Origin of the sequence: Streptomyces sp. NPDC006551 (genome assembly GCF_040611675.1) — a bacterium.
Classification (GTDB): domain Bacteria; phylum Actinomycetota; class Actinomycetes; order Streptomycetales; family Streptomycetaceae; genus Streptomyces.
In genome coordinates this window covers 14,113-38,479 of sequence record NZ_JBEXOT010000047.1, presented here as the reverse complement: position 1 = coordinate 38,479, position 24,367 = coordinate 14,113, and the positions used below count along the sequence as shown (strand labels likewise).

The window sequence follows — 24,367 nt, the reverse complement described above, 5'->3', positions numbered from 1 at the left end:
TCACACCGGTAACCTCAGCATCATGGCCTCACGTACGTCCGGCAAGGGTTCCCAGGGCACGGCGGGCACCGCGAAGCCGCGCGCCGGCCGTACGACCGGCGTCGCGAAGAAAGCGGCGCCCGCCAAGAAGCCTGCCGCCGGGTCGGCCAAGCCTCCCGCGAAGAAGGCGGCGGCCAAGAAGGCCGCCCCCGCCAAGCGGGCGCCCAGGAAGACCGCGAAGAAGGCCGCACCCCGGCCCGCTCCGTCTCCGACGGGGGGCGTGTACCGGCTCGCCCGCGGACTCTGGCTCGGCCTCGCGCACGCCGTCGGGGCGATGTTCCGGGGGATAGGGCGCGGAGCCAAGGGACTCGACCCCGCCCATCGCAAGGACGGCCTGGCACTGCTGCTTCTCGGCCTCGCGCTGATCGTCGCCACCGGGACCTGGTCCCATCTGCGCGGCCCGGTAGGCGACCTCGTCGAGATGCTGGTCACCGGCGCGTTCGGCCGGCTCGATCTGCTCGTTCCGCTGCTGCTCGGCGCCATCGGCGTCCGGCTCATCCTCTATCCGGAGAAGCCGGAGGCCAACGGTCGTATCGTCATCGGTCTCTCCGCGCTCGTCATCGGCGTGCTCGGGCAGGTCCACATCGCCTGCGGCTCACCGGGCCGGGGCGACGGGACCAAGGCGATGCAGGACGCCGGAGGGCTGATCGGCTGGGCCGCCTCCAAGCCGCTCATCTTCATGATGGGCGAGGTGCTCGCCGTACCGATGCTCGTGCTGCTCACCGTCTTCGGGCTGCTCGTCGTCACCGCGACCCCCGTCAACGCCATCCCGCAGCGGCTGCGCACGCTCGGGGCCCGGCTCGGCATCGTCGAGCCGGCGTACGACCCCGAGATCGCGGACGAGGACGCGGCGTACGACGGAGCCTGGCGCGAGGCCGCCCCGGCGCGCACCCGGCGCAGGGCTCCGGCAGCCGAGGAGGCGTACGACGCCGGCCGGGCCGAGGAGGAGGCGCTCACCCGGCGCAGGCGCCCGCACCGCCCCTCCGCGCAGCCGGCCTTCGACCGGCCCATGGACGCCGTCGACGTCGCCGCGGCCGCGGCCGCCGCACTCGACGGGGCCGTACTCAACGGCATGCCGCCGTCCCCGCTGGTCGCCGACCTGACCCGGGACGTCACCGCCGATCGGGCCGCCGCGGTGGCCGCCGGCGGCGCGGACACCCCCGCCGCTTCCTCCGTACCTCCGTCCGTTCCGGTGCCCACCGCCCGCGGTACGGAGGACGGGCGCCGTACCGGAGCCGTACCGGACCTGACCAAGCCGGCGCCCGAACACACCGAACTGCCGCCCCGCGCGGAGCAGCTGCAGCTCTCCGGCGACATCACCTACGCGCTGCCGTCCATGGACCTGCTGGAGCGCGGCGGGCCGGGCAAGACGCGCAGCGCCGCCAACGACGCCGTGGTGGTGTCGCTCACCACCGTCTTCAGCGAGTTCAAGGTCGACGCGGCCGTCACCGGCTTCACCCGCGGGCCGACGGTCACGCGGTACGAGGTCGAGCTCGGTCCCGCCGTGAAGGTCGAGAAGATCACGGCGCTCACCAAGAACATCGCCTACGCCGTGGCCAGCCCGGACGTCCGGATCATCTCGCCGATCCCCGGCAAGTCGGCGGTCGGGATCGAGATTCCGAACAGCGACCGCGAGATGGTCAACCTCGGCGACGTGCTGCGGCTCGCGGACGCGGCGGGCGACGACCATCCGATGCTGGTGGCACTCGGCAAGGACGTCGAGGGCGGCTATGTGATGTCGAACCTGGCGAAGATGCCGCACATCCTGGTCGCCGGAGCCACCGGTTCCGGAAAGTCCTCGTGCATCAACTGCCTCATCACCTCGGTGATGATAAGAGCGACTCCCGAGGACGTCCGGATGGTCCTCGTCGACCCCAAGCGGGTCGAGCTCACCGCGTACGAAGGCATCCCGCACCTGATCACGCCGATCATCACCAACCCCAAGCGGGCCGCCGAGGCGCTGCAGTGGGTCGTGCGCGAGATGGACCTGCGCTACGACGACCTCGCGGCGTTCGGCTTCCGGCACATCGACGACTTCAACGAGGCCATCCGCCAGGGCAAGGTGAAGCTGCCCGAGGGCAGCGAGCGCGAGCTCCAGCCCTATCCGTATCTGCTGGTGATCGTGGACGAGCTGGCCGACCTGATGATGGTCGCGCCCCGGGACGTCGAGGACGCCATCGTCCGCATCACCCAGTTGGCCCGTGCGGCCGGCATCCATCTGGTGCTCGCCACCCAGCGTCCGTCCGTGGACGTCGTCACCGGTCTGATCAAGGCGAACGTGCCCTCGCGGCTCGCGTTCGCCACCTCCTCGCTCGCCGACAGCCGGGTCATCCTGGACCAGCCGGGCGCGGAGAAGCTGATCGGAAAGGGTGACGGTCTGTATCTGCCGATGGGGTCGAACAAGCCCGTCCGGATGCAGGGCGCCTTCGTCACCGAGGCCGAGGTCGCGGCCGTCGTCCAGCACTGCAAGGATCAGATGGCCCCGGTCTTCCGGGACGACGTCACCGTCGGCACCAAGCAGAAGAAGGAGATCGACGAGGACATCGGCGACGACCTCGACCTGCTGTGCCAGGCCGCCGAACTGGTCGTCTCCACCCAGTTCGGTTCGACGTCGATGCTCCAGCGCAAGCTGCGCGTCGGCTTCGCGAAGGCCGGACGGCTGATGGACCTGATGGAGTCGCGGAACATCGTCGGACCGAGCGAGGGCTCCAAGGCGCGGGACGTGCTCGTCAAGCCGGACGAGCTGGACGGGGTACTGGCCGTCATCCGCGGGGAGTCTTCCGAGACATGACCCGGTCCGGCCTCCCGGCCGGGCCGTCCGACCCGGCCGGGCGGAAACGAGACCTGGCCGAGACTCACTCGTAAGGGAACACAGGGCAACCGTTTCCCGGGGTCGTACGTCAAGTTGGAGGGAAGGACAGAACGATGTCCCAGCCTCATGGCGTACAAACCGAGTCCGCCCGGTTGCCCCACCCTTTCGTACCACCCATAGACTGGTGGTTACACGCTCGAAAGGCGCTCACGTGTCCATCGGCAACTCCCCCGAAGACGACCGGAACTTCCCGGCAGACGACCGGGATTCGATCGGTCGCGCTCTCCAGCAGGCCCGAATCGCCGCTGGTCTCACCGTCGACGAGGTCAGTGCGTCCACCCGCGTCCGGATCCCGATCGTGCACGCGATCGAAGAGGACGACTTCACACGCTGCGGCGGCGACGTCTACGCCCGCGGGCACATCCGCACGCTCGCACGCGCCGTCGGGCTCGATCCCGTTCCCCTGGTCGAGCAGTACGACGACGAGCACGGCGGCCGGCCCGCGCCGACCCCCGCCGCGCCGCTCTTCGAGGCGGAACGCATCCGTCCCGAACCGCGCCGCCCCAACTGGACCGCCGCCATGGTGGCGGCGATCGTCGCCGTGGTCGGTTTCGCCGGCTTCACGATGTTCAAGGGCAACGAGGCCCCCCGCGGGTCCGGCATCGTGGCCGAGGGCCCCGCGGCGGAGAAGAAGCCCACCGGCAAGCCCAAGCCGACCAGGCCGGCCGACCCCAAGCCGGTGCCCTCCGAGAGCGCCATCGCGGCGGTCCCGAAGGACAAGGTCACAATCAAGCTGACCGCGATCGACGACAAGAGCTGGATCTCCGCCAAGGCGCACGACGGCAAGCTCCTCTTCGACGGACTGCTGCTCAAGGGCGAGTCGAAGACCTTCCAGGACGACGAGCGCATCGACCTGGTCCTCGGCAACGCCGGACCGATCGAGCTCTACGTGAACGGCAAAAAGGTCGAGGAGAAGTTCGAGTCCGGCCAGGTCGAGCGGCTCTCGTACACCAAGGGCGACCCCGAGGCCGGCTGATCCACGCGGTCCTTCCACGGGCCCGTTCCGCCGGTCCCCCACCGTGCCCCCGTCGCGCAGGTGAACCCTGCGCGGCGGGGGCACGGCCGGGACGAAGTAGTCTTGAGCCCATGCCCGAACGCCGTACCGTCGCCCTTGTCACTCTTGGCTGCGCCCGTAACGAGGTGGACTCGGAGGAGCTCGCAGGCCGCTTGGCAGCGGACGGATGGGAGCTCGTCGAGGACGCATCGGACGCGGACGTCGCCGTCGTCAACACCTGTGGATTCGTCGAAGCCGCCAAGAAGGATTCCGTCGACGCCCTCCTCGAAGCCAATGATCTGAAGGACCACGGCAAGACCCAGGCCGTCGTCGCGGTCGGCTGCATGGCCGAGCGGTACGGCAAGGAGCTCGCCGAGGCCCTCCCCGAGGCCGACGGCGTGCTCGGCTTCGACGACTACGCCGACATCTCCGACCGCCTCCAGACCATCCTCAGCGGCGGCAGCGTCGAGGCCCACACCCCGCGTGACCGGCGCAAGCTGCTGCCGCTGTCCCCGGTGGAGCGGCAGCAGGCCGCGGCCGCGGTGGCCCTCCCGGGGCACGGAACCGCCGGCGCCGCGACCGCCGAGGCCCCGGAGAACGTGCCGGCCGACCTTCCCGAGGGCCTGGCCCCGGCCTCCGGGCCGCGCGCGCCCCTGCGCCGGCGCCTGGACACCAGCCCCGTCGCCTCGGTGAAGCTCGCCTCCGGCTGCGACCGCCGCTGCTCGTTCTGCGCCATCCCGTCCTTCCGCGGCTCCTTCGTCTCGCGCCGGCCCTCGGACGTGCTCGGGGAGACCCGCTGGCTCGCCGAGCAGGGCGTGAAGGAGATCATGCTGGTCTCCGAGAACAACACCTCCTACGGCAAGGACCTCGGCGACATCCGCCTCCTGGAGACCCTGCTGCCGGAGCTGGCCGCCGTCGACGGCATCGAGCGGGTCCGGGTCAGCTACCTCCAGCCCGCCGAGATGCGGCCCGGGCTCATCGACGTCCTGACCTCGACCGAGAAGGTCGCCCCGTACTTCGACCTGTCCTTCCAGCACAGCGCCCCGGACGTGCTGCGGGCGATGCGTCGCTTCGGTGACACCGACCGCTTCCTGGAGCTCCTGGAGACCATCCGCTCCAAGGCCCCCACCGCCGGTGCCCGCTCCAACTTCATCGTCGGCTTCCCCGGCGAGACGGAGGCGGACTTCGCCGAGCTGGAGCGCTTCATCACGCACGCCCGGCTGGACGCCATCGGCGTCTTCGGCTACTCCGACGAGGACGGCACCGAGGCCGCCACGTACGAGCACAAGCTCGACCAGGAGGTCGTGGACGAGCGGCTCGCCCACCTCTCGCGGCTCGCCGAGGAGCTCACCGCCCAGCGTGCGGAGGAGCGGATCGGAGAGACCCTGGAAGTACTCGTCGAATCGGTCGACTCCGTCGAGGAGGACGGCGGCGTGATCGGCCGCGCCGCGCACCAGGCGCCTGAGACGGACGGGCAGGTGATCATCACCACCGACTCCGCCGCGCGCCACGACCTGGCTCCCGGCCGTATGGTCATGGCGAAGGTCGTGGGAACGGAAGGCGTCGACCTGGTGGCCGAGTGTCTTTTTGAGGAGGCGGGCAGATGACCGGAGTCCCGGCATCCGCGACGGGCGGGACCGGTAGGCCTGCGCCCGGCGGCAAGCTGGGCGCTGCGGCCGTCAATCAGGCCAGCCTGTGGAACATCGCCAACATCCTCACCATGATGCGGCTGGTGCTCGTCCCCTGCTTCGTGGTGCTGCTGCTCCAGGACGGCGGGCACGACCCGGCCTGGCGCGCCTGGGCGTGGGCCGCCTTCGCCGTCGCCATGATCACGGACATCTTCGACGGGCATCTGGCACGGGCGTACAACCTGGTCACCGACTTCGGGAAGATCGCCGACCCGATCGCCGACAAGGCGATCATGGCGGCCGGGCTGATCTGTCTGTCCTTGCTGGGGGACCTGCCGTGGTGGGTGACGGTGGTGATCCTCGCCCGGGAGCTCGGGATCACGCTGATGCGGTTCTGGGTGATCCGGCACGGGGTGATTCCGGCCAGTCGCGGCGGGAAGATGAAGACGCTGGCGCAGGGCACCGCGGTCGGGATGTACGTGCTCGCGCTGACCGGTCCACTCGCCACCCTGCGCTTCTGGGTGATGGCGGTCGCCGTGGTGCTGACGGTCGTCACCGGCCTGGACTACGTCCGACAGGCGATCGTGCTGAGGCGCCGGGGGCTGGCCGCGGAACGGGCGGCGAAGGCCGGTGGTGCGTCGCTCCCCGGGCCCACGGCGGGGTCGGCGCGATGAAAGAGGCCGCCCTGGTGCTGGAGCTGCTCGCGGAGCGTAGTCACACGGTGGCCGCCGCGGAGTCCCTCACGGGCGGTCTGGTGGCCGCGGAGCTCACCGGGGCTCCCGGAGCCTCGCGGTTCTTCCGCGGGTCCGTCACGGCGTACGCGACGGCCCTCAAGGAGGAACTCCTGGGCGTCGACGGAACCCTTCTGGCGGAGCGCGGCGCGGTGGATCCCGAGGTCGCGCTGCAGATGGCGACGGGTGTGCGCACCCGGCTCGGGGCCGACTGGGGCATCGCCACGACCGGCGTCGCCGGGCCCGAACCGCAGGACGGACAGCCCGTCGGAACGGTGTACGTGGCGGTGGCGGGGCCGGCCGGATCGGACGCCGAGGCCGGGAAAGTGACGTCGTTGCGGTTGAACGGCGACCGTGCGGACATCCGTAGAGAGAGTGTACGGAGCGTGCTGGAGCTGCTCGGCAACGAACTCTCGGGAAATGGCCGGGCACAGGATACGGAACGGAACGGGGGGAATTGATGTTTGCAGCCCTGAGTGAACACGACATCGCTCCCCGCACGGCCGCAGCGCGAGGCGGTACGGTGGGGCGTGAAGGATGCGGCTACGCGGTCCGAGGAGGGAGCCACCGATGATTCTGCTCCGTCGCCTGTTGGGTGACGTGCTGCGTCGGCAGCGCCAGCGCCAGGGCCGTACTCTGCGCGAAGTCTCCTCGTCCGCCCGAGTTTCGCTCGGCTATCTCTCCGAGGTGGAGCGGGGGCAGAAGGAGGCTTCCTCCGAGCTGCTCTCCGCGATCTGCGACGCGCTGGACGTACGGATGTCCGAGCTCATGCGTGAAGTGAGCGACGAGCTGTCACTGGCCGAACTGGCCGAGTCGGCGGCGGCGAGCGAACCGGTGCCGGCGCCGGTACGCCCGATGCTCAATTCGGTGTCGGTGACGTCGGTGGCAGGTGTGCCCACCGAGCGGGTGACCATCAAGGCGCCCGCGGAAGCGGTGGACGTCGTCGCTGCCTGAACCGAAGTGGGCGGAAGCCCCGGTTGGGTGTCCCTTGTGGGCATCCACCGGGGCTTTTGCCATTCCGTGAGGGTGGTTGGGCAGGTTCGGGCGGTTGAGTTTGAGATGCCCGATAGGGGTCATGCGTGCCATGGTGGGGGAACGACCGTACGACTGGTTGGAGAATACGTATGTCCGTCGTGAAGAGCTCGTTGTCCGAAGCCGACCTGAAGACGGTCGGCAACGCTTTGCAGGGCGCTCTCGTCGACCTGGTCGACCTCGCCCTCGTCGCCAAGCAGGTTCACTGGAACGTGGTCGGGCCCCGGTTCCGCTCGGTCCACCTGCAGCTCGACGAGGTCGTGACGACCGCGCGTCAGCACTCCGACGTGGTGGCCGAACGCGCCTCCGCGGTGGGCGTCAACCCGGACGGCCGCGCCGCGTCCGTTGCCTCGGGCAGTGCGATCGGCGAAGTGCCCACGGGCTGGATCAAGGACACGCAGGCGGTGAAGATCCTGGTCGACGCCCTCGGCGCGGTGATCGAGCGGATGCGGGAGCGGATCGAGGTCACGGACGAGCCGGACCCGGTCACCCAGGACATTCTGATCGGCCTCACGGCCGACCTCGAGAAGCACGCGTGGATGTTCCAGGCGGAGAGCGCCTAGCCGTGGTGACGGGTGCGGCGGACGGGCCGCCGCGCCTGTGGCCCGTCGCCCGTCCGCTGTCTCTTCCGCGCCTTGCGAGTCTTCCGCGTCCTCGGGGCCCTCGGTGCTGTCGGCGCCTTCCGTGCGCCGGGCTTGGCTCCGGTGCGCCCTCCCGCCGGGCGATACGGCCGGTCTAGCGTCGACCGGAGGAGGCGGCCATGGTGCGTCTACGGGTTCAGCTGCCGACGCTCGCGTGGGTGGCGGGCGGGCTGGTGGCCGGCGGGCTGTGGTGGTGGGCGGTGCTGCGTCTGGTGCTGACCCCGGATCAGTCCGGTCCGGTGGAGGCGACGATCGCGGCCGGGGGTTGGGGGTTGAGTCTGCTGCCGGTGCATGTGGCGGCGTCCCCAGCCAGGCGTGACCGGGCCGGGAGCGAGGCGACGCGCGCCGACCCCGACAGGGCGTCGAGCGCCGGACTCACCACGGCATCGCCACCCCGCCGTTCGGGCGGAGGATCTGACCCGTCGTGAACGACGAGGCGTCGGAGGCGAGATGGAGAACCGCGTGTGCGATGTCTTCCGGTTCTCCGACCCGGGCCAGGGGGGAGTGCCGGACCATGGCGGCCTCCGCCTGTTCCTGGGCGGCCGGCTCGTGACGGTCGGTCATGGCTGTACGGATCCAGCCGGGCGCGATCGCGTTGACTCGAATGCCGTGCCGACCCACCTCGGTGGCCAGGGTCTTGGTCAGTTGCACCACGGCGGCCTTGGCGACGCTGTAGCAGAGCAGGCCCGCGCTCGCCGAGTCCATCGCTCCCGAGGCCATCGTGACGATGGAACCCCGCGTTCCTGAAGCGATCATCGACCGGACCGCCTCCTGGCAGGCGTACAGCACTCCCTTGAAATTGATCGCGAGGACGCGGTCCAGGTCCTCGTCGCGGGTCTCCAGGACCGTGCTCGTGTGCATGATTCCGGCGATCGCGGCCATGACGTGGAGCGGGCCCGTCACGCTGGCGACGGCCGTGGCGAGCGCGGCGCGGTCGGTGACGTCCAGAGCGTGGATGTGAGGGGTGCCGCCGTGTTCGGCGACGAGGGCGGCGGTCTCCTGGAGGCCCTGTCGGTCGCGGTCGGCGCAGTGGACGGTGGCTCCGGCCTCCGCGAGCAGCGCGGCCGTCGCGCGGCCGATCCCGCCGGCGGCGCCGGTGACGAAGGCGGTGCGGCCGGTGAAGTCGTACGCCGTGAGGGACACGAGGGGACCGTACGACCGGATCTGACGGTCCGTCAATCAATCGGGGCGATTGGAGGGGCGGGAGGGTCCGGGGGGCTGGACGGGCCCTTCTGGCAGCCCGGGCACCAGTAGGTGACCCGGTCACCGAGTTCCGCCTTCCGGATGGGGGTGCCGCAGCGCAGGCAAGGGCGGCCGCGGCGGCCGTAGACGTAGAGCCCCTCGGACGGGCGGCGCGCGGTCGTCGTCCTGCGGACGGGGCGTTCCTTGTTCGCCTCCAGGAGCCGGCGGGCCGTGGCGACGAGCCGCTCGGGGACGTCGGGCGGGAGTTCGCCCACCGGCAGCCAGGGCGTGACCGCGGCGAGAAAGGCCAGCTCACTTTTGTAGACGTTGCCGATGCCCGCGAGATTGCGCTGGTCGAGCAGGGCCTCGCCGAGGGGGCGCGCGGGGTCGGCGGTGAGCCTGCGGACGGCTTCGAGCGGGTCCCAGTCCGGGCCGAGGAGGTCCGGGCCGAGATGGCCCACGACGTCCGGCTCCTCCGCGGTACGGATCAGTTCGAGGACGGGGAGGCGGTAGCCGACGGCGGTGTGGGCGTCGTTGCCGAGGATCGCCCGGATCTGGTGGGCCGGTCCACCGCGCCACCGCTCGCCGGTGGCGTACACCTGCCACGAGCCGTCCATCCGCAGATGGGAGTGGAGGGTGAGGTCGCCCTCGATCCGGGTGAGCAGGTGCTTGCCGCGCGGGGTGACGTCGAGGACCGTACGCCCGGTGAGGTCGGCGGTGGCGAACCGTGGCACGCGCAGGTCGGACCGGATCAGGACGCGTCCGGCCAGCGCGGAGTGCAGTCGGCGGGCTGTCAGCCAGACGGTGTCTCCTTCGGGCATGGCTCCATCATGCGGGATCGATCACCAGGTGCGGTTGCCGCGGGACTGTGCGTGGCCCGGCTTCGCGGGCCGGGCGGGGCCTCACGGACACCCCCTAGGGGCGCAGGCGCAGGCCGCGGGGGGTGGCGTGGAAGCCGGCGGTCTCCAGGGAGCGGGCCAGCGGGGAGGTGAGGGCGGTGGCTCCGTTGACCCGTTCCACTGTGACCGTGCCCAGCGAGCCCGCGAGGGCGGCGGCGGCCAGGGATTCGGCCGCGGCTCTCAGCGCCGGGTCGTCCGGGTCCGTGGGCCAGCACAGGAGGGTCTTTCCGCCGCGCTCCATGTAGAGCGTCAGCTCGCCGTCGACGAGAACCACCATCGCGCCGGCCTTGCGGCCGGGCTTGTGCCCGGCACCCGTCGGAGGCTCGGGCCAGGGCAGGGCGGCGCCGTACGCGTTGGCGGGGTCGGCGGCGGCCAGGACCACCGCGCGCGGCCCCGCGCCCGCCTCGGCGCCCCGGTCGCGTGCGGTCGCCGCCGCCCGCAGCCGGTCCACCGCGCCGTCCATGGCGAACTGGGCCGCGCCGAGCCCCTCCACCACATAGCCGCGGCGCGCCTGCCCGCTGTCCTCGAAGGCTGACAGGATGCGGTACGTCGCCGAGAAGCCGCCCTCGACACCCTCGGCGGCCACCGCGCCCCGGGTGACCACACCGTGCCGGTCCAGGAGGGTGCGGGCGAGCGCGTGGGCGCGGTGGGTGGGTTCCGGCTCGGCGGGCGGGAGCAGGGACCAGCGGCCGCTGACCGTGGGCGGACCGGTCCGGGACGCGGGTCGGGCGGCCGCGGTGAGGGTGCCGTAGCGCCCGCGGGGGACCGTGCGCTTGGCGCGGTGGGCCGTGGAGCCCGCCGTGCGGCCGGAACCGAGCAGGGAGCGCAGGGGGGCGAGGGTGTCGTTGGTGAGCCGCCCCGACCAGGCGAGGTCCCAGACGGCGTCGGCCAGTTGGGGGTCGGTCGCGTCCGGGTGGGTGGTGGCCCGTACATGGTCGGCGATCTGACGGAAGAACAGGCCGTAGCCCCCGGACAGGGCCGTGAGCACCGACTCGTGGAGCGCGGTGGTCTCGAGGGGGTGCGGCGGCGGGAGCAGCAGGGGAGCCGCGTCGGCGAGATACAGGGACACCCAGCCGTCCTTGCCGGGCAGGGCGCCGGCACCGGCCCAGACGACCTCGCCGGTCGTGGTCAGCTCGTCGAGCAGGGCGGGGGAGTAGTCCCTGACCCGGGAGGGCAGGATCAGCTTCTCCAGCGCCGAGGCCGGCACGGGCGCGCCCTGCAACTGCTCGACAGCGCGGGCAAGGCCGTCGATCCCGCGCAGGCTGCTGCCGCCGAGGTGCTGCCACTGGGGCAGGAAGGTGGCGAGCGCGGCCGGGGGCACGGGCTCCAGCTCATGGCGCAGGGCCGCGAGCGAGCGACGGCGCAGACGGCGCAGCACGGCCGCGTCGCACCACTCCTGGCCGATGCCCGAAGGGTGGAACTCGCCCTGTACGACCCGGCCGGCGGCGGCCATCCGCTGCAGGGTGCCGTCGGTGACGGCCGCGCCGAGGCCGAAGCGGGCGGCGGCCGCCGAGGACGTGAACGGCCCGTGCGTGCGCGCGTACCGGGCGAGGAGGTCACCCAGCGGGTCCTTGACCGGCTCGGTGAACGCCTCGGGCACGCCGACCGGCAGGGCGGTGCCCAGGGCGTCCCGCAGCCGCCCCGCGTCCTCGATCGCCGCCCAGTGGTCGGCGCCGGCGATCCGGACGCGGATGGCCCGGCGCGCGTGGGCGAGCTGCTGGGCCCACTGCGGATCGGCGCCCCGCTCGGCCAGCTCGGCCTCGGTGAGGGGGCCGAGCACGCGCAGCAGGTCGGCGACGCCCTCCACGTCCTTGATCCGGCGGTCCTCGGTGAGCCACTGGAGCTCCCGCTCGAGTTCGGTCAGCACGTCCGCGTCGAGCAGTTCGCGCAGCTCGGCCTGGCCCAGCAGTTCGGCGAGGAGCCGGGAATCCAGGGAGAGGGCGGCGGCCCGCCGCTCGGCGAGCGGCGAGTCGCCCTCGTACAGGAACTGGGCGACGTATCCGAAGAGCAGGGAGCGGGCGAACGGGGACGGCTCGGGGGTGGTGACCTCGACCAGGCGCACGCGGCGGGACTCGATGTCGCCCATCAGCTCGGTGAGTCCGGGGACGTCGAAGACGTCCTGGAGGCACTCGCGGACGGCCTCCAGGACGATCGGGAAGGAACCGAACTCGCTCGCCACCTGGAGCAGTTGGGCGGCGCGCTGGCGCTGCTGCCAGAGCGGGGTGCGCTTGCCCGGATTGCGCTTGGGCAGCAGCAGCGCCCGTGCGGCGCACTCGCGGAAGCGGGAGGCGAACAGGGCCGAGCCGCCGACCTGGTCGGTGACGATCTGACCGATCTCGCCCTTGTCGAAGAGGGCGTCGGCCGCCCCGATCGGGGCCTGGTCGGCGTCGTACGTCGTGTCCAGGTGCCGGTCCGGGTCCACCGGGTCGTGGTCGAGGAGATCCAGGCCCATCAGGTCCGCGTCGGGCAGCCGCAGCACGATGCCGTCGTCGGCGTGCATGACCTGGGCGTCCATGCCGTACCGCTCGGCGAGCCGCGCGCCGAGGGCGAGCGCCCACGGCGCGTGCACCTGGGCCCCGAAGGGGGAGTGGATGACGACCCGCCAGTCGCCGAGCTCGTCACGGAACCGCTCGACCAGGATCGTCCTGTCGTCGGGCACATGGCCGCAGGCCTGGCGCTGTTCGTCGAGATAGCCGAGGACGTTGTCGGCGGCCCAGCCGTCCAGGCCCGCGGCGACCAGGCGCAGCCGGGCGTCCTCCGGCGAGAGGGAACCGACCTCGCGCAGGAACGCGCCCACCGCGCGCCCCAGTTCGAGCGGCCGGCCCAGCTGGTCGCCCTTCCAGAAGGGCAGCCGGCCCGGCACACCGGGCGCGGGGGAGACCAGGACCCGGTCCCTGGTGATGTCCTCGATCCGCCAGGAGGTGGTCCCCAGGGTGAAGACGTCCCCCACCCGGGACTCGTACACCATCTCCTCGTCGAGCTCCCCGACCCGGCCGCCGCCCTTTTTGGGGTCGGCGCCCGCCAGGAAGACCCCGAACAGGCCCCGGTCGGGGATCGTGCCGCCCGAGGTGACGGCGAGCCGCTGCGCGCCGGGGCGGCCGGTGACCGTCCCCGCCACCCGGTCCCAGACCACACGCGGGCGCAGCTCGGCGAACGCGTCCGAGGGGTAGCGTCCGGCCAGCATGTCCAGGACGGCGGTGAACGCCGACTCGGGCAGCGAGGCGAAGGGGGCGGCCCGGCGGACCACGGTCAGCAGGTCGTCCATCTGCCAGGTGTCCAGGGCGACCATCGCGACGAGCTGCTGGGCCAGCACGTCCAAGGGGTTCGCCGGGACCCGCAGCGACTCGATCGAGCCGGTCCGCATCCGCTCGGTGACCACGGCCGCCTGGACCAGGTCGCCGCGGTACTTGGGGAACACCACGCCCGTGGAGACGGCACCGACCTGGTGCCCGGCGCGGCCCACGCGCTGGAGGCCGGAGGCGACGGAGGGCGGCGACTCGACCTGGACGACCAGGTCCACCGCGCCCATGTCGATGCCCAGTTCCAGACTGGAGGTGGCCACCACCGCGGGCAGCCGGCCCGCCTTCAGGTCCTCCTCGACCTGGGCGCGCTGTTCCTTGGAGACCGAGCCGTGGTGCGCCCGGGCGAGCAGCGGAGGCGCGCCCTGGGCGGCGCCGGACTGGGCCATGATCTCGGCCGGCGGAGAGCCCTCCGGGAGCGCCTCGCCGGTGGCGCGTTCGTACGCGATCTCGTTGAGCCGGTTGCACAGCCGCTCGGCGAGCCGGCGGGAGTTGGCGAAGACGATCGTCGAGCGGTGGGCCTGCACGAGGTCGGCGATGCGCTCCTCCACATGCGGCCAGATCGACGGCTTGTCGCCGCCCTCCCGCCCTTCGGTGGCCGGGGAGCCTCCCAGCTCGCCCATGTCCTCGACCGGGACGACGACGGAGAGGTCGAACTCCTTGCCCGAGGGCGGCTGGACGATCTCCACCTTGCGCTGCGGTGAGAGGTAGCGGGCCACCTCGTCCACCGGACGGACCGTCGCCGACAGGCCGATCCGGCGCGCCGGGCGTGGCAACAGCTCGTCGAGCCGCTCCAGGGACACCGCCAGATGGGCGCCGCGCTTCGTCCCGGCCACCGCGTGGACCTCGTCCAGGATCACCGTCTCGATCCCGGACAGCGCCTCGCGCGTGGCGGAGGTCAGCATCAGGAACAGCGACTCGGGCGTGGTGATCAGGATGTCCGGCGGCTTGGTGGCCAGCGCCCGGCGCTCGGCGGCCGGGGTGTCGCCGGAGCGGATCCCCACCCGCACCTCCGGCTCCGGCAGCCCCAGCCGCACCGACTCCTGCCGGATCCCGGTCAGCGGCGACCGCAGATTGCGCTCGACGTCGACGGCGAGGGCCTTCAGCGGCGACACGTACAGCACCCGGCAGCGCTTCCTGGGGTCAGCGGGCGGGGGTGTGGAGGCGAGCTGGTCGAGGGAGGCGAGAAAGGCGGCCAGGGTCTTGCCGGAGCCCGTGGGCGCCACGACCAGCACGTCCGCACCCGCCCCGATGGCCTGCCAGGCACCCTCCTGCGCCGCGGTGGGCGCGCTGAAGGCCCGGGTGAACCAGCCGCGGGTCGCGGGGGAGAACGAGTCGAGCGCAGACCTGACCATGCCACCCATCGTGCACCCGACCACTGACAACCGCCCGGACCTGGGGAAACGAGCGGCGAACCGGAGTCGCCGACGCTGGTGGCGCAGAATGGGGACATGGCGACAGGGGAGCGGGCACGGTACTGGCGGTACCCCGAGCTGCCCGGCGTCGACCTGCTGCACGCGCACTACGTCCGCAAGGCCTTCGCCCGGCACACCCACGAGACCTTCGTCTTCGCCGCGATCACCGAGGGCGTCGAGGCCTTCCACTACCGCGACGAACTCGTGCACGCGGGCCCCGGGCAGATCGCCCTGGTCAACCCGGACACCTCGCACACCGGGCACGCGGGCGTGCCCGAGGGCTGGACGTACCGCACGATCTACCCGGACGCCGAGCTGATCAGGTCGATCGCCGCCGACACCCTGGCACTGCGGGGTTCGGTGGGCTTCACCGCCCCGGTCGTGGACGACCCGTACGCCGCCCAGCTCGTCATCGGGGTCCACCGGGCCGCCGAGGAGGGCAACGCGCTCGCCGCCGACAGCCTCCTCCGCCTGGTCACGGCGAGGATGCTGCGCAGCCACGGCGGCAGGATCACACCGCGCGCGCCCCGCTCGGCCGGCGCGCGCGACGCGGCACGCGCGCGTGCCGTGCTCGAGGAACGCATGGCCGACCCGCCGACCCTGGAGCGGCTCGCCGCCGAACTCGGCACCAGCCCCTTCGCCCTGCTGCGCGCGTTCCGTGACGCCTACGGGATGCCGCCGCACACCTGGCTGACCGACGCGCGCGTGCGGCGGGCCCGGCGCCTGCTGGACGCCGGTACGACACCGGCGGAGGCGGCCGTCGCCGTCGGCTTCACCGACCAGCCTCATCTGAACCGGCACTTCGTACGGAGCGTGGGCGTCCCACCGGGGGCGTACCAGCGCTCGCGCGGGGCGCTGCGCGACGCCCTCGGTCCGACGGCCGCCCAGGCCGGTTCGGAGAACTCCCCGGGCCGCTCCGCAAGAACGTACAAGACCGGCGGCGGCCGGGGCGCCTAACGTCCCTCGGGTGGCAGAACGAACAGCACCCCCCGTCATACGGGAAGCACCCTCGAGAAAAGCGGACTCGGCGGTCGTACGCGACGCCCTCGGCGTCGGGATCGCCGTCGGGCTCTCCGGCTTCGCCTTCGGCGTGACCTCGGCGGGAGCCGGGCTCACCCTGCTCCAGACCTGCGCGCTCAGCCTGCTCGTCTTCACGGGCGCGTCGCAGTTCGCGCTGGTCGGTGCCCTCGCGGCGGGCGGGAACCCGTTCACGGCCGCCGCCGGCGCCTTCTTCCTGGGCACCCGCAACGCCTTCTACGGGCTGCGTCTCTCGCAGCTGCTCGCCCTGCCGCGCCCGGTCCGGCCGTTCGCCGCGCAGTGGGTGATCGACGAGACGACGGCGGTGGCGCTCGCACAGCCCACGCGGCGGGCCGCACGGATCGGCTTCACCGTCACCGGACTCACGCTGTACGTGCTGTGGAACCTGACCACGCTGCTCGGGGCGCTCGGCGCCGAGGCCCTCGGCGACACGGACGCCTGGGGACTCGACGCCGCCGGCCCGGCCGTCTTCCTCGCGCTGCTCGCGCCGATGCTCCGTACCGCCACCGAGCGGGCCACCGCGGGGATCGCCGTCCTGCTCGGGCTCGGGTTGTTGCCCGTCCTGCCGGCCGGCGTCCCGGTCCTGGCGGCGGCGCTCGCCGCGCCCGCCGTGCTGTGGCTGCGGGGCCGCCGGACGGCGGCCGGGAACCAGGGCGGCGACGGCGGAACCGGCAAGGAGGACGTCCGATGAACGTCTGGATCGCGATCGGCCTCACGGCCGTGGGCTGCTACCTCGTCAAGCTGATCGGGCTCCTGGTGCCCGCGGGAGCCCTGGAGCGACCGGTCGTCCAGCGCCTCGCGGCCCTGCTGCCCGTGGCCCTGCTGGCGGCGCTCACCGCCCAGCAGACCTTCAGCGCCGACGGCGTCCTCGTCCTGGACGCCCGAGCGGCGGGGGTCGCCGCGGCGGCCCTCGCCCTGCTCCTGCGCGCACCCTTCCTGGTGGTCGTCGGCGCGGCCGTGGTCGTCACGGCGGGAGTCAGGGCCGTCGCCGGGTGAGCAGCCCGCTGCTACCGAGCGGCCCGCGCATCCGCCGATGGGTGCCGGGCCGGTCGGCGTCGGACCTCTGGGCCCGATCCCGGTCCCGGCCTCTGGCTCAGGCCCCGGTCCCGGTCCCGGCCTCTGGCTCAGGCCCCGGCCCCGGCGCCGGACCTCTGGCTCAGGCCCCGGCCGGGGCCCACGACCGGGCCGCTCAGCCGATCGGGCGGCCGTGGGCGCGCAGGGTCCGCAGGGCCTCGATGGTGACGATGGGCCGGGCCTCCAGCGCCGTACCCGGTGCCCACTGCCGCCAGTTGATCGGCCAGCCACCGTCGGCCTGCTGAGCGGCGGCGAGGTGGTCGAGGGAGCGGGCCATCTCCTCGTCCGTGAACCAGCGGCGGGCCAGCGAGTCCGGCACGCGCGCGTAGTCGTACGGAAAGTGGCGCTCGCCCGGGGCGTACCCCGGCGCCACCGGGAAGTCGTCCACGCGCTCGGGGTCGAGGACCGCGAGCCCCTGCTCCCGGACGAGGCGCCCCAGCCGGTCGCCCGCCGCCTGCGCCCGCGACCGGTCGGGCACCCCGTCGAGGAAGGCGACGGCGGCCTGGATCTCGTACGGATCGGACTTCTCCAGCGACTCCACCGCCGCCCAGCAGAACTCCGTGGCACGGAACAGCCAGGCGTGCCACACCTGGTTGCGGTGGAGCAGACCGACCACCGGACCCGTGGCCAGCAGCGCGCTGGGCGGGTCGTCGACGATCGGGACGAACGGGGCCGAGGGATAGGCGCCCTGCGACGGCAGGACGGCGGGCAGCGCCCCGTCGTGCCCCGACACCTCGGTCAGATAGCGGCAGATCCGCTCGATCCGCAGCCCGCCGCAGCGGCCGATGGAATCCAGGACCCGCAGCGCGTGCCCGGTGTGCAGCGGCTGGCTGACCGGGCCGCGCAGATCGGGTTCGAGGGCGTGGCCGTAGCCGCCGTCCTCGTTGAGGTACGCCGACAGGGCGACCTCGACGGGCTCCGCGCCACCGCGCAGGAAGTGGTAGGCGAACCGTCGCTGTTCGAGTACGCGGGCCGTGAGCCAGACGAAATGCTCGGCACGCGCGAGGGGAGTCGTGTGCGGAGCCGCGGAGGGATCCGGGAGAGGAGTTCCAGCCATGGTCCGACCGTAGGGCGGAAAGGGCTCCTGACAAGGGTTAAGAACCGGGCTGCACTCTTGGGAGCGGGATACTGGGGTCATGCGGTTGACGATTTTCTGGGAGCGGATGGCGGACCACTTCGGTGCGTCCTACGCCGAGTCCTTCGCGCGGGACCACGTGATGTCGGAACTGGGCGGCCGGACGGTGCACGAGGCACTGCAGGCCGGCTGGGAGGCGAAGGACGTGTGGCGGGCGGTCTGCGCGGCCGTCGGCGTTCCCGACGACAAGCGGTGACGTGCGGGGGCGGGACCGAATGTCCGCCCGGTGCGCGAGACTGGCGGGGTGGCTCCGACTGACGAAACCGACGAGACCGGCGGGACCGACGAGACCGGCAAGAACACGACCGGCGGCGCGGCGACGCCCGGGCTGCCGACGCCCGGGCCGGGCGTGACGGCGGGCGGCCGGGCGGCCGAGGGCGACGCGGCGGGCGGGCCGGCGGGCGGGAGAAACGCCTCCGCGACGGAGGCCGTGCCAGCAGGCGCCCGGATGCCCCGCTGGCTGCCGCGTGCCATGGTGCTCGGCCTCGCGCTGTACGCCTGCTTCCAGCTCGGCAGCTGGGCCTTCCACCAGCTCATCGGGCTGCTGGTGAACATCCTGGTCGCGTTCTTCCTCGCCCTCGCCATCGAGCCGGCCGTCGGGCGCATGGCGGCCCGCGGTATGCGCCGCGGCCTCGCGACCTTCCTCGTCTTCTTCGCCGTCATGGTCGTCGGCGTCGGCTTCGTCGTCCTGCTCGGCTCGATGCTGGCGGGCCAGATCGTCGACATGGTCGAGAACTTCCCCAAGTACCTCGACTCGCTCATCAACTGGATCAACCAGACCTTCCGCACCGAGCTCTCCCGGGTCGAGGTCCAGGACAGCGTGCTGCGCTCCGACTGGCTGCGGAAGTACGTCCAGAACAGCGCGACCGGTGTCCTGGACGTCTCCGCGACCGTCCTCGGCGGCCTGTTCAAGCTGCTGACGATCTTCCTGTTCTCGTTCTACTTCGCGGCCGACGGCCCCCGCCTGCGCCGCGCCCTGTGCTCCGTCCTGCCGCCGGCCCGTCAGACCGAGGTGCTGCGCGCCTGGGAGATCGCGGTCGACAAGACCGGCGGCTACATCTACTCCCGCGGACTGATGGCGCTGATCTCCGGCGTCGCCCACTTCGTCCTGCTGGAGGTCCTGGGCGTGCCGTACGCGCCCGCGCTCGCGGTGTGGGTCGGTCTGGTCTCGCAGTTCATCCCCACCATCGGTACGTATCTGGCGGGCGCCCTGCCGATGCTGATCGCGTTCACCGAGAACCCCTGGTACGCCCTGTGGGTGCTGGTCTTCGTCGTGGTCTATCAGCAGTTCGAGAACTACGTCCTGCAGCCGAAGCTGACCTCGAAGACCGTGGACATCCACCCGGCGGTGGCGTTCGGCTCCGTGGTCGCCGGTACGGCGCTCCTGGGCGCGGTCGGCGCGCTGATCGCGATCCCGGCCATCGCCACCCTCCAGGCGTTCCTCGGTGCCTATGTGAAGCGGTACGACGTGACCGACGACCCGCGCGTCCACGGCCACCGGCGGTACGGCGAGGCGGTGGTGGCCCGGCTGCAGAAGGCGCTGCACCACAAGAAGGAACAGGGGCGGACGCCGCCAGGGAAGGACGGTGCCTGACCCGGCTCACCGGTGTTCCGGGCGCACCTTCGGCAGCATCCGGCGCAGCGGTGCGACCAGCGCGCCCAGCCTGCCCGCGCCCTCGGCCGCGCCGCCCCCGCCGCGGATCACAAGTACGAGGGACGGGTCACCCGGTGCCGGAAGGTGCGCCAGGTCCACACCTGGGCGGCGACCAGGAGCGGCAGGACGACCAGCAGCGCGGGGACGAGCAGGGAGAGCGTGGCCGAGTCCGCGGCCCGCGCCGCCAGGGGAAGGGCGCTGCCGGCCACCACCGGGAGCGCGCCCAGAAGGACGGCGGTGAGGGCGAAGGACTGCCACGAACCGGTCCGTCCGACCAGCCGGCGTGCGCGTGCGTACGGGCGGCCGGTGAGGCGGAGCGTCGCGAAACCGAGCCCGTGCGCGGCGAACAGGACGGCCACGGCGAGGGCGGTGAGGACGGCGACCGGACCGGCGGCGGTCTCGTACGGCGTCCCGGTCAGCAGGGCGGCCAGCAGCCAGCCCCAGCCCAGCGCGACCGCCCAACTGCCGCACACCACCGCCCCGTCGCACACCGCCCGCCAGGCACCGGCGCGATCACGTCGACGCTCGCCGCCCGGCTCGTCGCCCGGTCCGCGGGCCGGGCCTCGGCCGCGCGACCACAGACCGACGTCGCGGACGATCCAGCCGGTCAGCAAGGGCACGAACACCACGAACTGCCCGGTCATCAGCTCCCCTTCGAGATCGGGGAAGCAGCCGACCAGCACGCCGGCGGTGGCGACCAGCCACACCTCGTTGCCCAGGAAGAAGGGCGCGAAGGAGGCGATGACAAGGCGCCGTTCGTGATCGGTGCGGCCGAGGTACGGCAGGAGCATCCCGGTGCCGATGTCCGCGCCGGCGAGTACGAAGTAGCCGGTGGCGAAGAAGGCGAGCAGGGCGATGGCAAGGGCGTCCACGGTCGTCTCCTCAGTAGCTGGTGGCGGTCAGGGAATCGGCGGGGTCCGTGTCCTCGGCGCGGTCGTCATGGCCCAGTCCGGAGTCGACGGGGCCGCGGCGCGCGTACCGGGTGAGAAGCCAGGCGTTGAGGACGACGAGCAGCGCGAAAAGGGTGGTGAAGACGGCCACCGAGATGCGCATCGACGTGGGGGAGAGGTCGGAGACCGCGTCCTCGGTGGTCAGCAGTCCGTACACCACCCATGGCTGGCGGCCCGCCTCGCGGAAGACCCAGCCGCTGATCATCGCGAGATAGGGCAGCGGTACGGCGGCCATCAGGGCGAGATGCCAGAGCCGGAAGCGGAAGACGACCTTCTTGAAGCAGGCGAGGATCGCTCCGGCGAAGGTGAAGTACATCATCAGGCCGAAACAGACGAGCATGACCAGACCGCCGCCACGGGTCCACGCCTCGGAGGGCACGTAGTCGCCGGGGCCGAAGCGGGCCACCATGTCCGCCTGGAGCCGGGCGATCTCGTCGGCCTTCTGGCTGAACACGGCCGACTTCATGGGCTGGAGCGTGCGCAGTGCGGCGAACTGGATACCGCCGAAGACGGCCGTCACCATCAGCGCGGGAAAGGAGAGGAAGACCCCGATCCGTAGACTCCGGCCGAAGAACTCCCACTCGGGGGTACGCCGGAAGAGGTGGTACGCGCTGACCCCGGCCACGAAGAAGCCCGCCGTGAGCAGCGCCCCGGCGAGGATGTGCCCGAAGGCGAGCAGGGCGGAGGGGTTGGTCAGCACGGCCACCGGATCGTCCAGGACCAGCTTGCCGCCCTCGGTCCGGTGCCCCACCGGGTGGTTGAGGAAGCCGTTGGAGACCAGGATCCAGTACGCCGAGAGATACGCGGTCAGCGTGACGATCCAGATCATCGACAGATGGACCCAGCGGGAGAAGCGGTTCCAGCCGAAGATCCACAGGCCCAGGAACGTCGACTCGACGAAGAACGCGACGATCGTCTCGACCGCGAGCGAGGCGCCGAAGACGTTGCCGGCGTAGTGCGTGAGCCCGCTCCAGCTCATGCCGAACTGGAACTCCATCACGATGCCGGTGACGATCCCGACCGCGTAGTTGATCACGTACAGCTGGCCCCAGAACCGGACCATGCGCGCGTGCAGCGGTTTGCGGCCGATCGTCGCGGCGGTCTGGAGCACGGCGACGACGGTCGCGAGGCCCAGGGTGAGGGCGACGAAGAGGAAGTGACCGCCCGCCGTGAGGGCGAACTGCAGCCGGGCGAGATCGAGGACGTCTGGATTCACGCTGCCAGCCTCGGCGTACGGCTATGGGCGCGGCGTCGCCCCTGAGTGGACACCGGCCCTACCCCACGGGTTGCGCCGCCTCACGCGCGCGTACCCCAGGAGTTGCGTCCACGCGCGCGTGGCCCTTAAGGGCCTCCCGCCGGACAGGCCCCCAAAAAAGCGGCGCGTGTCTACCCCAGCCAGCCGGGCGTGATCATCCCCGACTCGTACGCCAGGATCACCAGCTGTGCCCGGTCCCGGACGTCGAGCTTGGTCATGATCCGGCTGACGTGGGTCTTGGCCGTCGCCGGGGACAGGACGAGCCGCTGGGCGATCTCGTCGTTGGAGAGACCCGCACCCACCAGCCCCATCACCTCGCGCTCCCGCTCCGTCAGGGCGTTCAGGCGGGGGCTCGGGTCCGGCTGCCTGGTGCGGCCCGCGAACTCCGCGATCAGCCGGCGGGTGACGGCCGGGGCGATCAGGGCGTCGCCGCGCGCCACCACCCGTACACCGTGCAGCAGTTCCATCGGCTCGGTGTCCTTCACCAGAAAGCCGCTCGCCCCGGCGCGCAGCGCCCCGTAGACGTAGTCGTCGATGTCGAAGGTGGTCAGGATGACCACCCGGACCCCTTCGAGCCGGGCGTCGGCGGTGATCCGGCGGGTGGCCTCGAGGCCGTCCAGACCAGGCATCCGGATGTCCATCAGGACCACGTGTGGGCGCAGCTCGCGGGCGAGTGCGACCGCCTGCTCGCCGTCCCCGGCCTCCCCGACCACCTCGATGTCGTCCTCGTCGGCCAGGATCGAGCGGAACCCGGCGCGGACCAGGGTCTGGTCGTCGGCGAGCACGACGCGGATCATCGGGGGTCCCCCTTGGGCGTGGTCTCCGAAACGGTCGGGGCGGCGAGCGGGAGCCGGGCGTCGACGCGGAAGCCGTCGGTGGTGCTGCGCGCGGTCAGCTCGCCGCCGAACGCCCGGGCACGCTCGCCCATCCCCCGGATGCCGCTGCCCAGCGGCCGCTCCTCAGGCGAACCCTCGCCGTCGTCCTCGATCCGCAGGAGGAGCTCGTCCGGGCGCCAGTCGAGCGCGACCGTCGCCGTACGGGCCCCCGCGTGCCGGGTCACGTTGGTCAGCGACTCCTGAACGATGCGGTACGCGGCGAGATCGACCGGAGGCGCGAGCGGTACGGGCGTGCCCGCCACGGTCGTACGGACGTCGAGGCCCGTGGTCCTGGCACGCTCCACCAGCTCGCCGAGCAGGGCGAGACCGGAGGTCGGCGAGGTCGGCGCGGCCTCGTCGGCCTGGCGCAGCACCCCGAGGGTCGCCCGCAGCTCGCGCAGCGCGTCCTTGCTGGTGGCCTTCACCGACTCCAGCGCCTCCTCGGCCGCCGCGAGCGCGACCTCCGGAGCGGGCTTCTTGCTCAACCGGTGCAGCGCCGCACCGGACTGGACGTTGATCAGCGAGATGCTGTGGCCCAGTACGTCGTGCAGCTCCCGGGCGATCCGCAGCCGCTCCTCGGTGGCACTCTGCCGGGCGCGTGCCTCCTGCTCCCGTTCGGCGGCGAGCGCCCGCTGCTCCACCTCGCGCAGATAGGCGAGCCGGGTGCGCTGGGCGCGCCCCACGGCTACCAGGCTGATCAGCCAGCCGGCCAGCATCACGAGCGAGGTGTCGTCGATCTGGCGATGCCCGGGCCGCTGGCGGAGCTCGCCGACGCCGACGGCGAGCAGCGTCGTGGCGGCGAGCGCGACGGAGGCGGCGAAGCGTCCCTCGGCGGCCGTGGTGTACAGCGCGAGCGCGAAGGCGATCATCAGCGGCCCGTCCTGCTCGGACAGCGGGTAGTAGGCCACGCAGGCGACAAGGGTGACGACGGCGGTCATGACGGGCAGCCGGCGCCGGAAGTAGAGCGCCCCACAGCCGATCGCCATCAGGGCCCAGCCGATCACGGTGCGGCTCGTCGGCTCGCTCGCGTACCGCGCCGAGACCAAGGTCCAGCCGGCTACCCCGAGGGCGACGGCGAGGGTCACGACGGCATCGGCGGCCCGCGGGGACACGCGGCCGCCACGGACGCGGAAGGGGAGGGCCATGTCAGGAAGGATAGGCGGCGCGATCACGACGAGCGGCGAGCCTGTGCGCAGCCCGTACGCGGGCCGATGTCCCGTGACAGCGAACTGCGAGCGTGCGAAGCCTGAGCGATGACGCGCCCTCTGGGAGCCCTAGGCGGTTTGGCTCGGCTGCTCGGTGGAGCGGGAGCGTCGGTGAGTTGCGACTCGTTCCCGGCTCGCGCATCGGCGGGAGCAGCAGCGGCTTCCGGTCCACTGCCTTGGAAGCCACCGCAGTCCTCGGCTGAACGGATTCCTTCGTCCGTTGAGTACCGAAGTGGCCGACTGAGTGCCGAGGCGGCCAACTGCGGTGCCCAGTGGCCAACCAGCGCACTCACTCGCTCGTCGGGTTCCACCGGCGGCGTGGTGCGCTTGACACCAAAATCGAACATCCATTCTCATGGGGGTTCCGGCCCTTGGGATCACGGGCTTCTCGGCGGGGGTGCCGCCGAGTTATCCACAGGGCGGACGGACGTCGGGGCCCATTGTCAGTG

At 72.2% G+C, this 24,367-nt stretch carries 21 protein-coding genes; 13 read left to right on the top strand and 8 right to left on the bottom strand.

Going from position 1 to position 24,367, the window contains the following annotated elements; genetic code table 11:
• Positions 1 to 22 precede the first annotated feature (22 nt).
• From ABZY12_RS29390 to ABZY12_RS29355, 8 genes are all read left to right on the top strand, one after another.
• Positions 23 to 2,830, top strand: a complete 2,808-nt coding sequence (locus tag ABZY12_RS29390; protein WP_356895571.1) for a DNA translocase FtsK — start codon at positions 23 to 25, stop codon at positions 2,828 to 2,830.
• A 232-nt stretch (positions 2,831 to 3,062) separates the two neighbouring features.
• The gene (locus ABZY12_RS29385; RefSeq protein ID WP_356895569.1) at positions 3,063 to 3,887 is read left to right on the top strand and encodes a helix-turn-helix domain-containing protein; all 825 of its coding nucleotides are present in this window, start codon (positions 3,063 to 3,065) and stop codon (positions 3,885 to 3,887) included.
• Between the two features lie 110 nt (positions 3,888 to 3,997).
• The gene (rimO, locus tag ABZY12_RS29380) at positions 3,998 to 5,512 is read left to right on the top strand and encodes a 30S ribosomal protein S12 methylthiotransferase RimO (protein WP_356895567.1); all 1,515 of its coding nucleotides are present in this window, start codon (positions 3,998 to 4,000) and stop codon (positions 5,510 to 5,512) included.
• Positions 5,509 to 6,207, top strand: a complete 699-nt coding sequence (pgsA, locus tag ABZY12_RS29375) for a CDP-diacylglycerol--glycerol-3-phosphate 3-phosphatidyltransferase (RefSeq protein WP_356895565.1) — start codon at positions 5,509 to 5,511, stop codon at positions 6,205 to 6,207. Before rimO ends, pgsA begins: the two co-directional genes overlap by 4 nt.
• A complete protein-coding gene (locus ABZY12_RS29370; protein WP_356895563.1) occupies positions 6,204 to 6,725 on the top strand; it encodes a CinA family protein in 522 nt (173 codons plus the stop codon). Before pgsA ends, ABZY12_RS29370 begins: the two co-directional genes overlap by 4 nt.
• A 109-nt stretch (positions 6,726 to 6,834) precedes the next feature.
• Positions 6,835 to 7,218 carry a helix-turn-helix transcriptional regulator gene (locus tag ABZY12_RS29365; RefSeq protein ID WP_019889909.1) on the top strand — a complete coding sequence of 128 codons (384 nt, stop codon included), beginning with the start codon at positions 6,835 to 6,837 and terminating at the stop codon, positions 7,216 to 7,218.
• Between the two features lie 170 nt (positions 7,219 to 7,388).
• Positions 7,389 to 7,859, top strand: a complete 471-nt coding sequence (locus tag ABZY12_RS29360; RefSeq protein WP_356895561.1) for a DNA starvation/stationary phase protection protein — start codon at positions 7,389 to 7,391, stop codon at positions 7,857 to 7,859.
• Between the two features lie 197 nt (positions 7,860 to 8,056).
• The gene (locus ABZY12_RS29355) at positions 8,057 to 8,365 is read left to right on the top strand and encodes a hypothetical protein (RefSeq protein ID WP_356895559.1); all 309 of its coding nucleotides are present in this window, start codon (positions 8,057 to 8,059) and stop codon (positions 8,363 to 8,365) included.
• Here ABZY12_RS29355 and ABZY12_RS29350 read toward each other — a convergent pair.
• The 3 genes from ABZY12_RS29350 to ABZY12_RS29340 all read right to left on the bottom strand — a co-directional run bounded on the left by ABZY12_RS29350 (position 8,313) and on the right by ABZY12_RS29340 (position 14,672).
• Positions 8,313 to 9,080 (bottom strand): SDR family NAD(P)-dependent oxidoreductase, encoded by a 768-nt coding sequence (locus ABZY12_RS29350; protein ID WP_356895557.1) that lies wholly within the window; start codon positions 9,078 to 9,080, stop codon positions 8,313 to 8,315. The genes ABZY12_RS29355 and ABZY12_RS29350 overlap by 53 nt on opposite strands.
• A 32-nt stretch (positions 9,081 to 9,112) precedes the next feature.
• On the bottom strand, positions 9,113 to 9,940 hold the full coding sequence (locus tag ABZY12_RS29345; protein WP_356895555.1) for a DNA-formamidopyrimidine glycosylase family protein: 828 nt from the start codon (positions 9,938 to 9,940) through the stop codon (positions 9,113 to 9,115).
• 94 nt (positions 9,941 to 10,034) lie between these two features.
• Positions 10,035 to 14,672, bottom strand: coding sequence for an ATP-dependent helicase (locus tag ABZY12_RS29340; RefSeq protein WP_356895553.1), 4,638 nt, complete (start codon positions 14,670 to 14,672; stop codon positions 10,035 to 10,037).
• A gap of 96 nt (positions 14,673 to 14,768) precedes the next feature.
• Between ABZY12_RS29340 and ABZY12_RS29335 the strand changes: the two genes are divergently transcribed.
• Genes ABZY12_RS29335 through ABZY12_RS29325 form a run of 3 tightly spaced genes read left to right on the top strand, consistent with a single transcriptional unit; the run spans position 14,769 to position 16,766 of the window.
• Positions 14,769 to 15,689, top strand: coding sequence for an AraC family transcriptional regulator (locus ABZY12_RS29335; RefSeq protein WP_356895551.1), 921 nt, complete (start codon positions 14,769 to 14,771; stop codon positions 15,687 to 15,689).
• Positions 15,690 to 15,699: 10 nt separating this feature from the next.
• The gene (locus ABZY12_RS29330; RefSeq protein WP_356895549.1) at positions 15,700 to 16,461 is read left to right on the top strand and encodes an AzlC family ABC transporter permease; all 762 of its coding nucleotides are present in this window, start codon (positions 15,700 to 15,702) and stop codon (positions 16,459 to 16,461) included.
• Positions 16,458 to 16,766, top strand: a complete 309-nt coding sequence (locus ABZY12_RS29325) for an AzlD domain-containing protein (protein ID WP_356895547.1) — start codon at positions 16,458 to 16,460, stop codon at positions 16,764 to 16,766. The genes ABZY12_RS29330 and ABZY12_RS29325 overlap by 4 nt, the downstream gene beginning before the upstream one ends.
• Positions 16,767 to 16,959: 193 nt before the next feature.
• Here the strand turns inward: ABZY12_RS29325 and ABZY12_RS29320 are convergent, their stop codons facing one another.
• Positions 16,960 to 17,901, bottom strand: coding sequence for a hypothetical protein (locus ABZY12_RS29320; protein ID WP_356895545.1), 942 nt, complete (start codon positions 17,899 to 17,901; stop codon positions 16,960 to 16,962).
• A gap of 79 nt (positions 17,902 to 17,980) precedes the next feature.
• On the opposite strand from ABZY12_RS29320, the gene ABZY12_RS29315 reads away from it, so the two are divergent.
• Both ABZY12_RS29315 and ABZY12_RS29310 read left to right on the top strand, forming a co-directional pair.
• A complete protein-coding gene (locus ABZY12_RS29315) occupies positions 17,981 to 18,175 on the top strand; it encodes a DUF3046 domain-containing protein (protein WP_356895543.1) in 195 nt (64 codons plus the stop codon).
• 234 nt (positions 18,176 to 18,409) lie between these two features.
• Positions 18,410 to 19,573: an AI-2E family transporter gene (locus tag ABZY12_RS29310; RefSeq protein WP_356895579.1), complete on the top strand. Its 1,164-nt coding sequence runs from the start codon at positions 18,410 to 18,412 to the stop codon at positions 19,571 to 19,573.
• 107 nt (positions 19,574 to 19,680) lie between these two features.
• On the opposite strand, the gene ABZY12_RS29305 is transcribed toward ABZY12_RS29310, so the two are convergent.
• From ABZY12_RS29305 to ABZY12_RS29290, 4 genes are all read right to left on the bottom strand, one after another.
• Entirely contained in the window at positions 19,681 to 20,505 is an 825-nt protein-coding gene (locus tag ABZY12_RS29305) for a cytochrome d ubiquinol oxidase subunit II (protein WP_356895541.1), read from the bottom strand.
• A gap of 10 nt (positions 20,506 to 20,515) precedes the next feature.
• Positions 20,516 to 21,799: a cytochrome ubiquinol oxidase subunit I gene (locus ABZY12_RS29300; RefSeq protein ID WP_356895539.1), complete on the bottom strand. Its 1,284-nt coding sequence runs from the start codon at positions 21,797 to 21,799 to the stop codon at positions 20,516 to 20,518.
• Positions 21,800 to 21,969: 170 nt separating this feature from the next.
• The gene (locus ABZY12_RS29295; RefSeq protein ID WP_356895537.1) at positions 21,970 to 22,635 is read right to left on the bottom strand and encodes a response regulator transcription factor; all 666 of its coding nucleotides are present in this window, start codon (positions 22,633 to 22,635) and stop codon (positions 21,970 to 21,972) included.
• The gene (locus ABZY12_RS29290) at positions 22,632 to 23,858 is read right to left on the bottom strand and encodes a sensor histidine kinase (RefSeq protein WP_356895535.1); all 1,227 of its coding nucleotides are present in this window, start codon (positions 23,856 to 23,858) and stop codon (positions 22,632 to 22,634) included. The genes ABZY12_RS29295 and ABZY12_RS29290 overlap by 4 nt, the downstream gene beginning before the upstream one ends.
• Positions 23,859 to 24,367 lie beyond the last annotated feature (509 nt).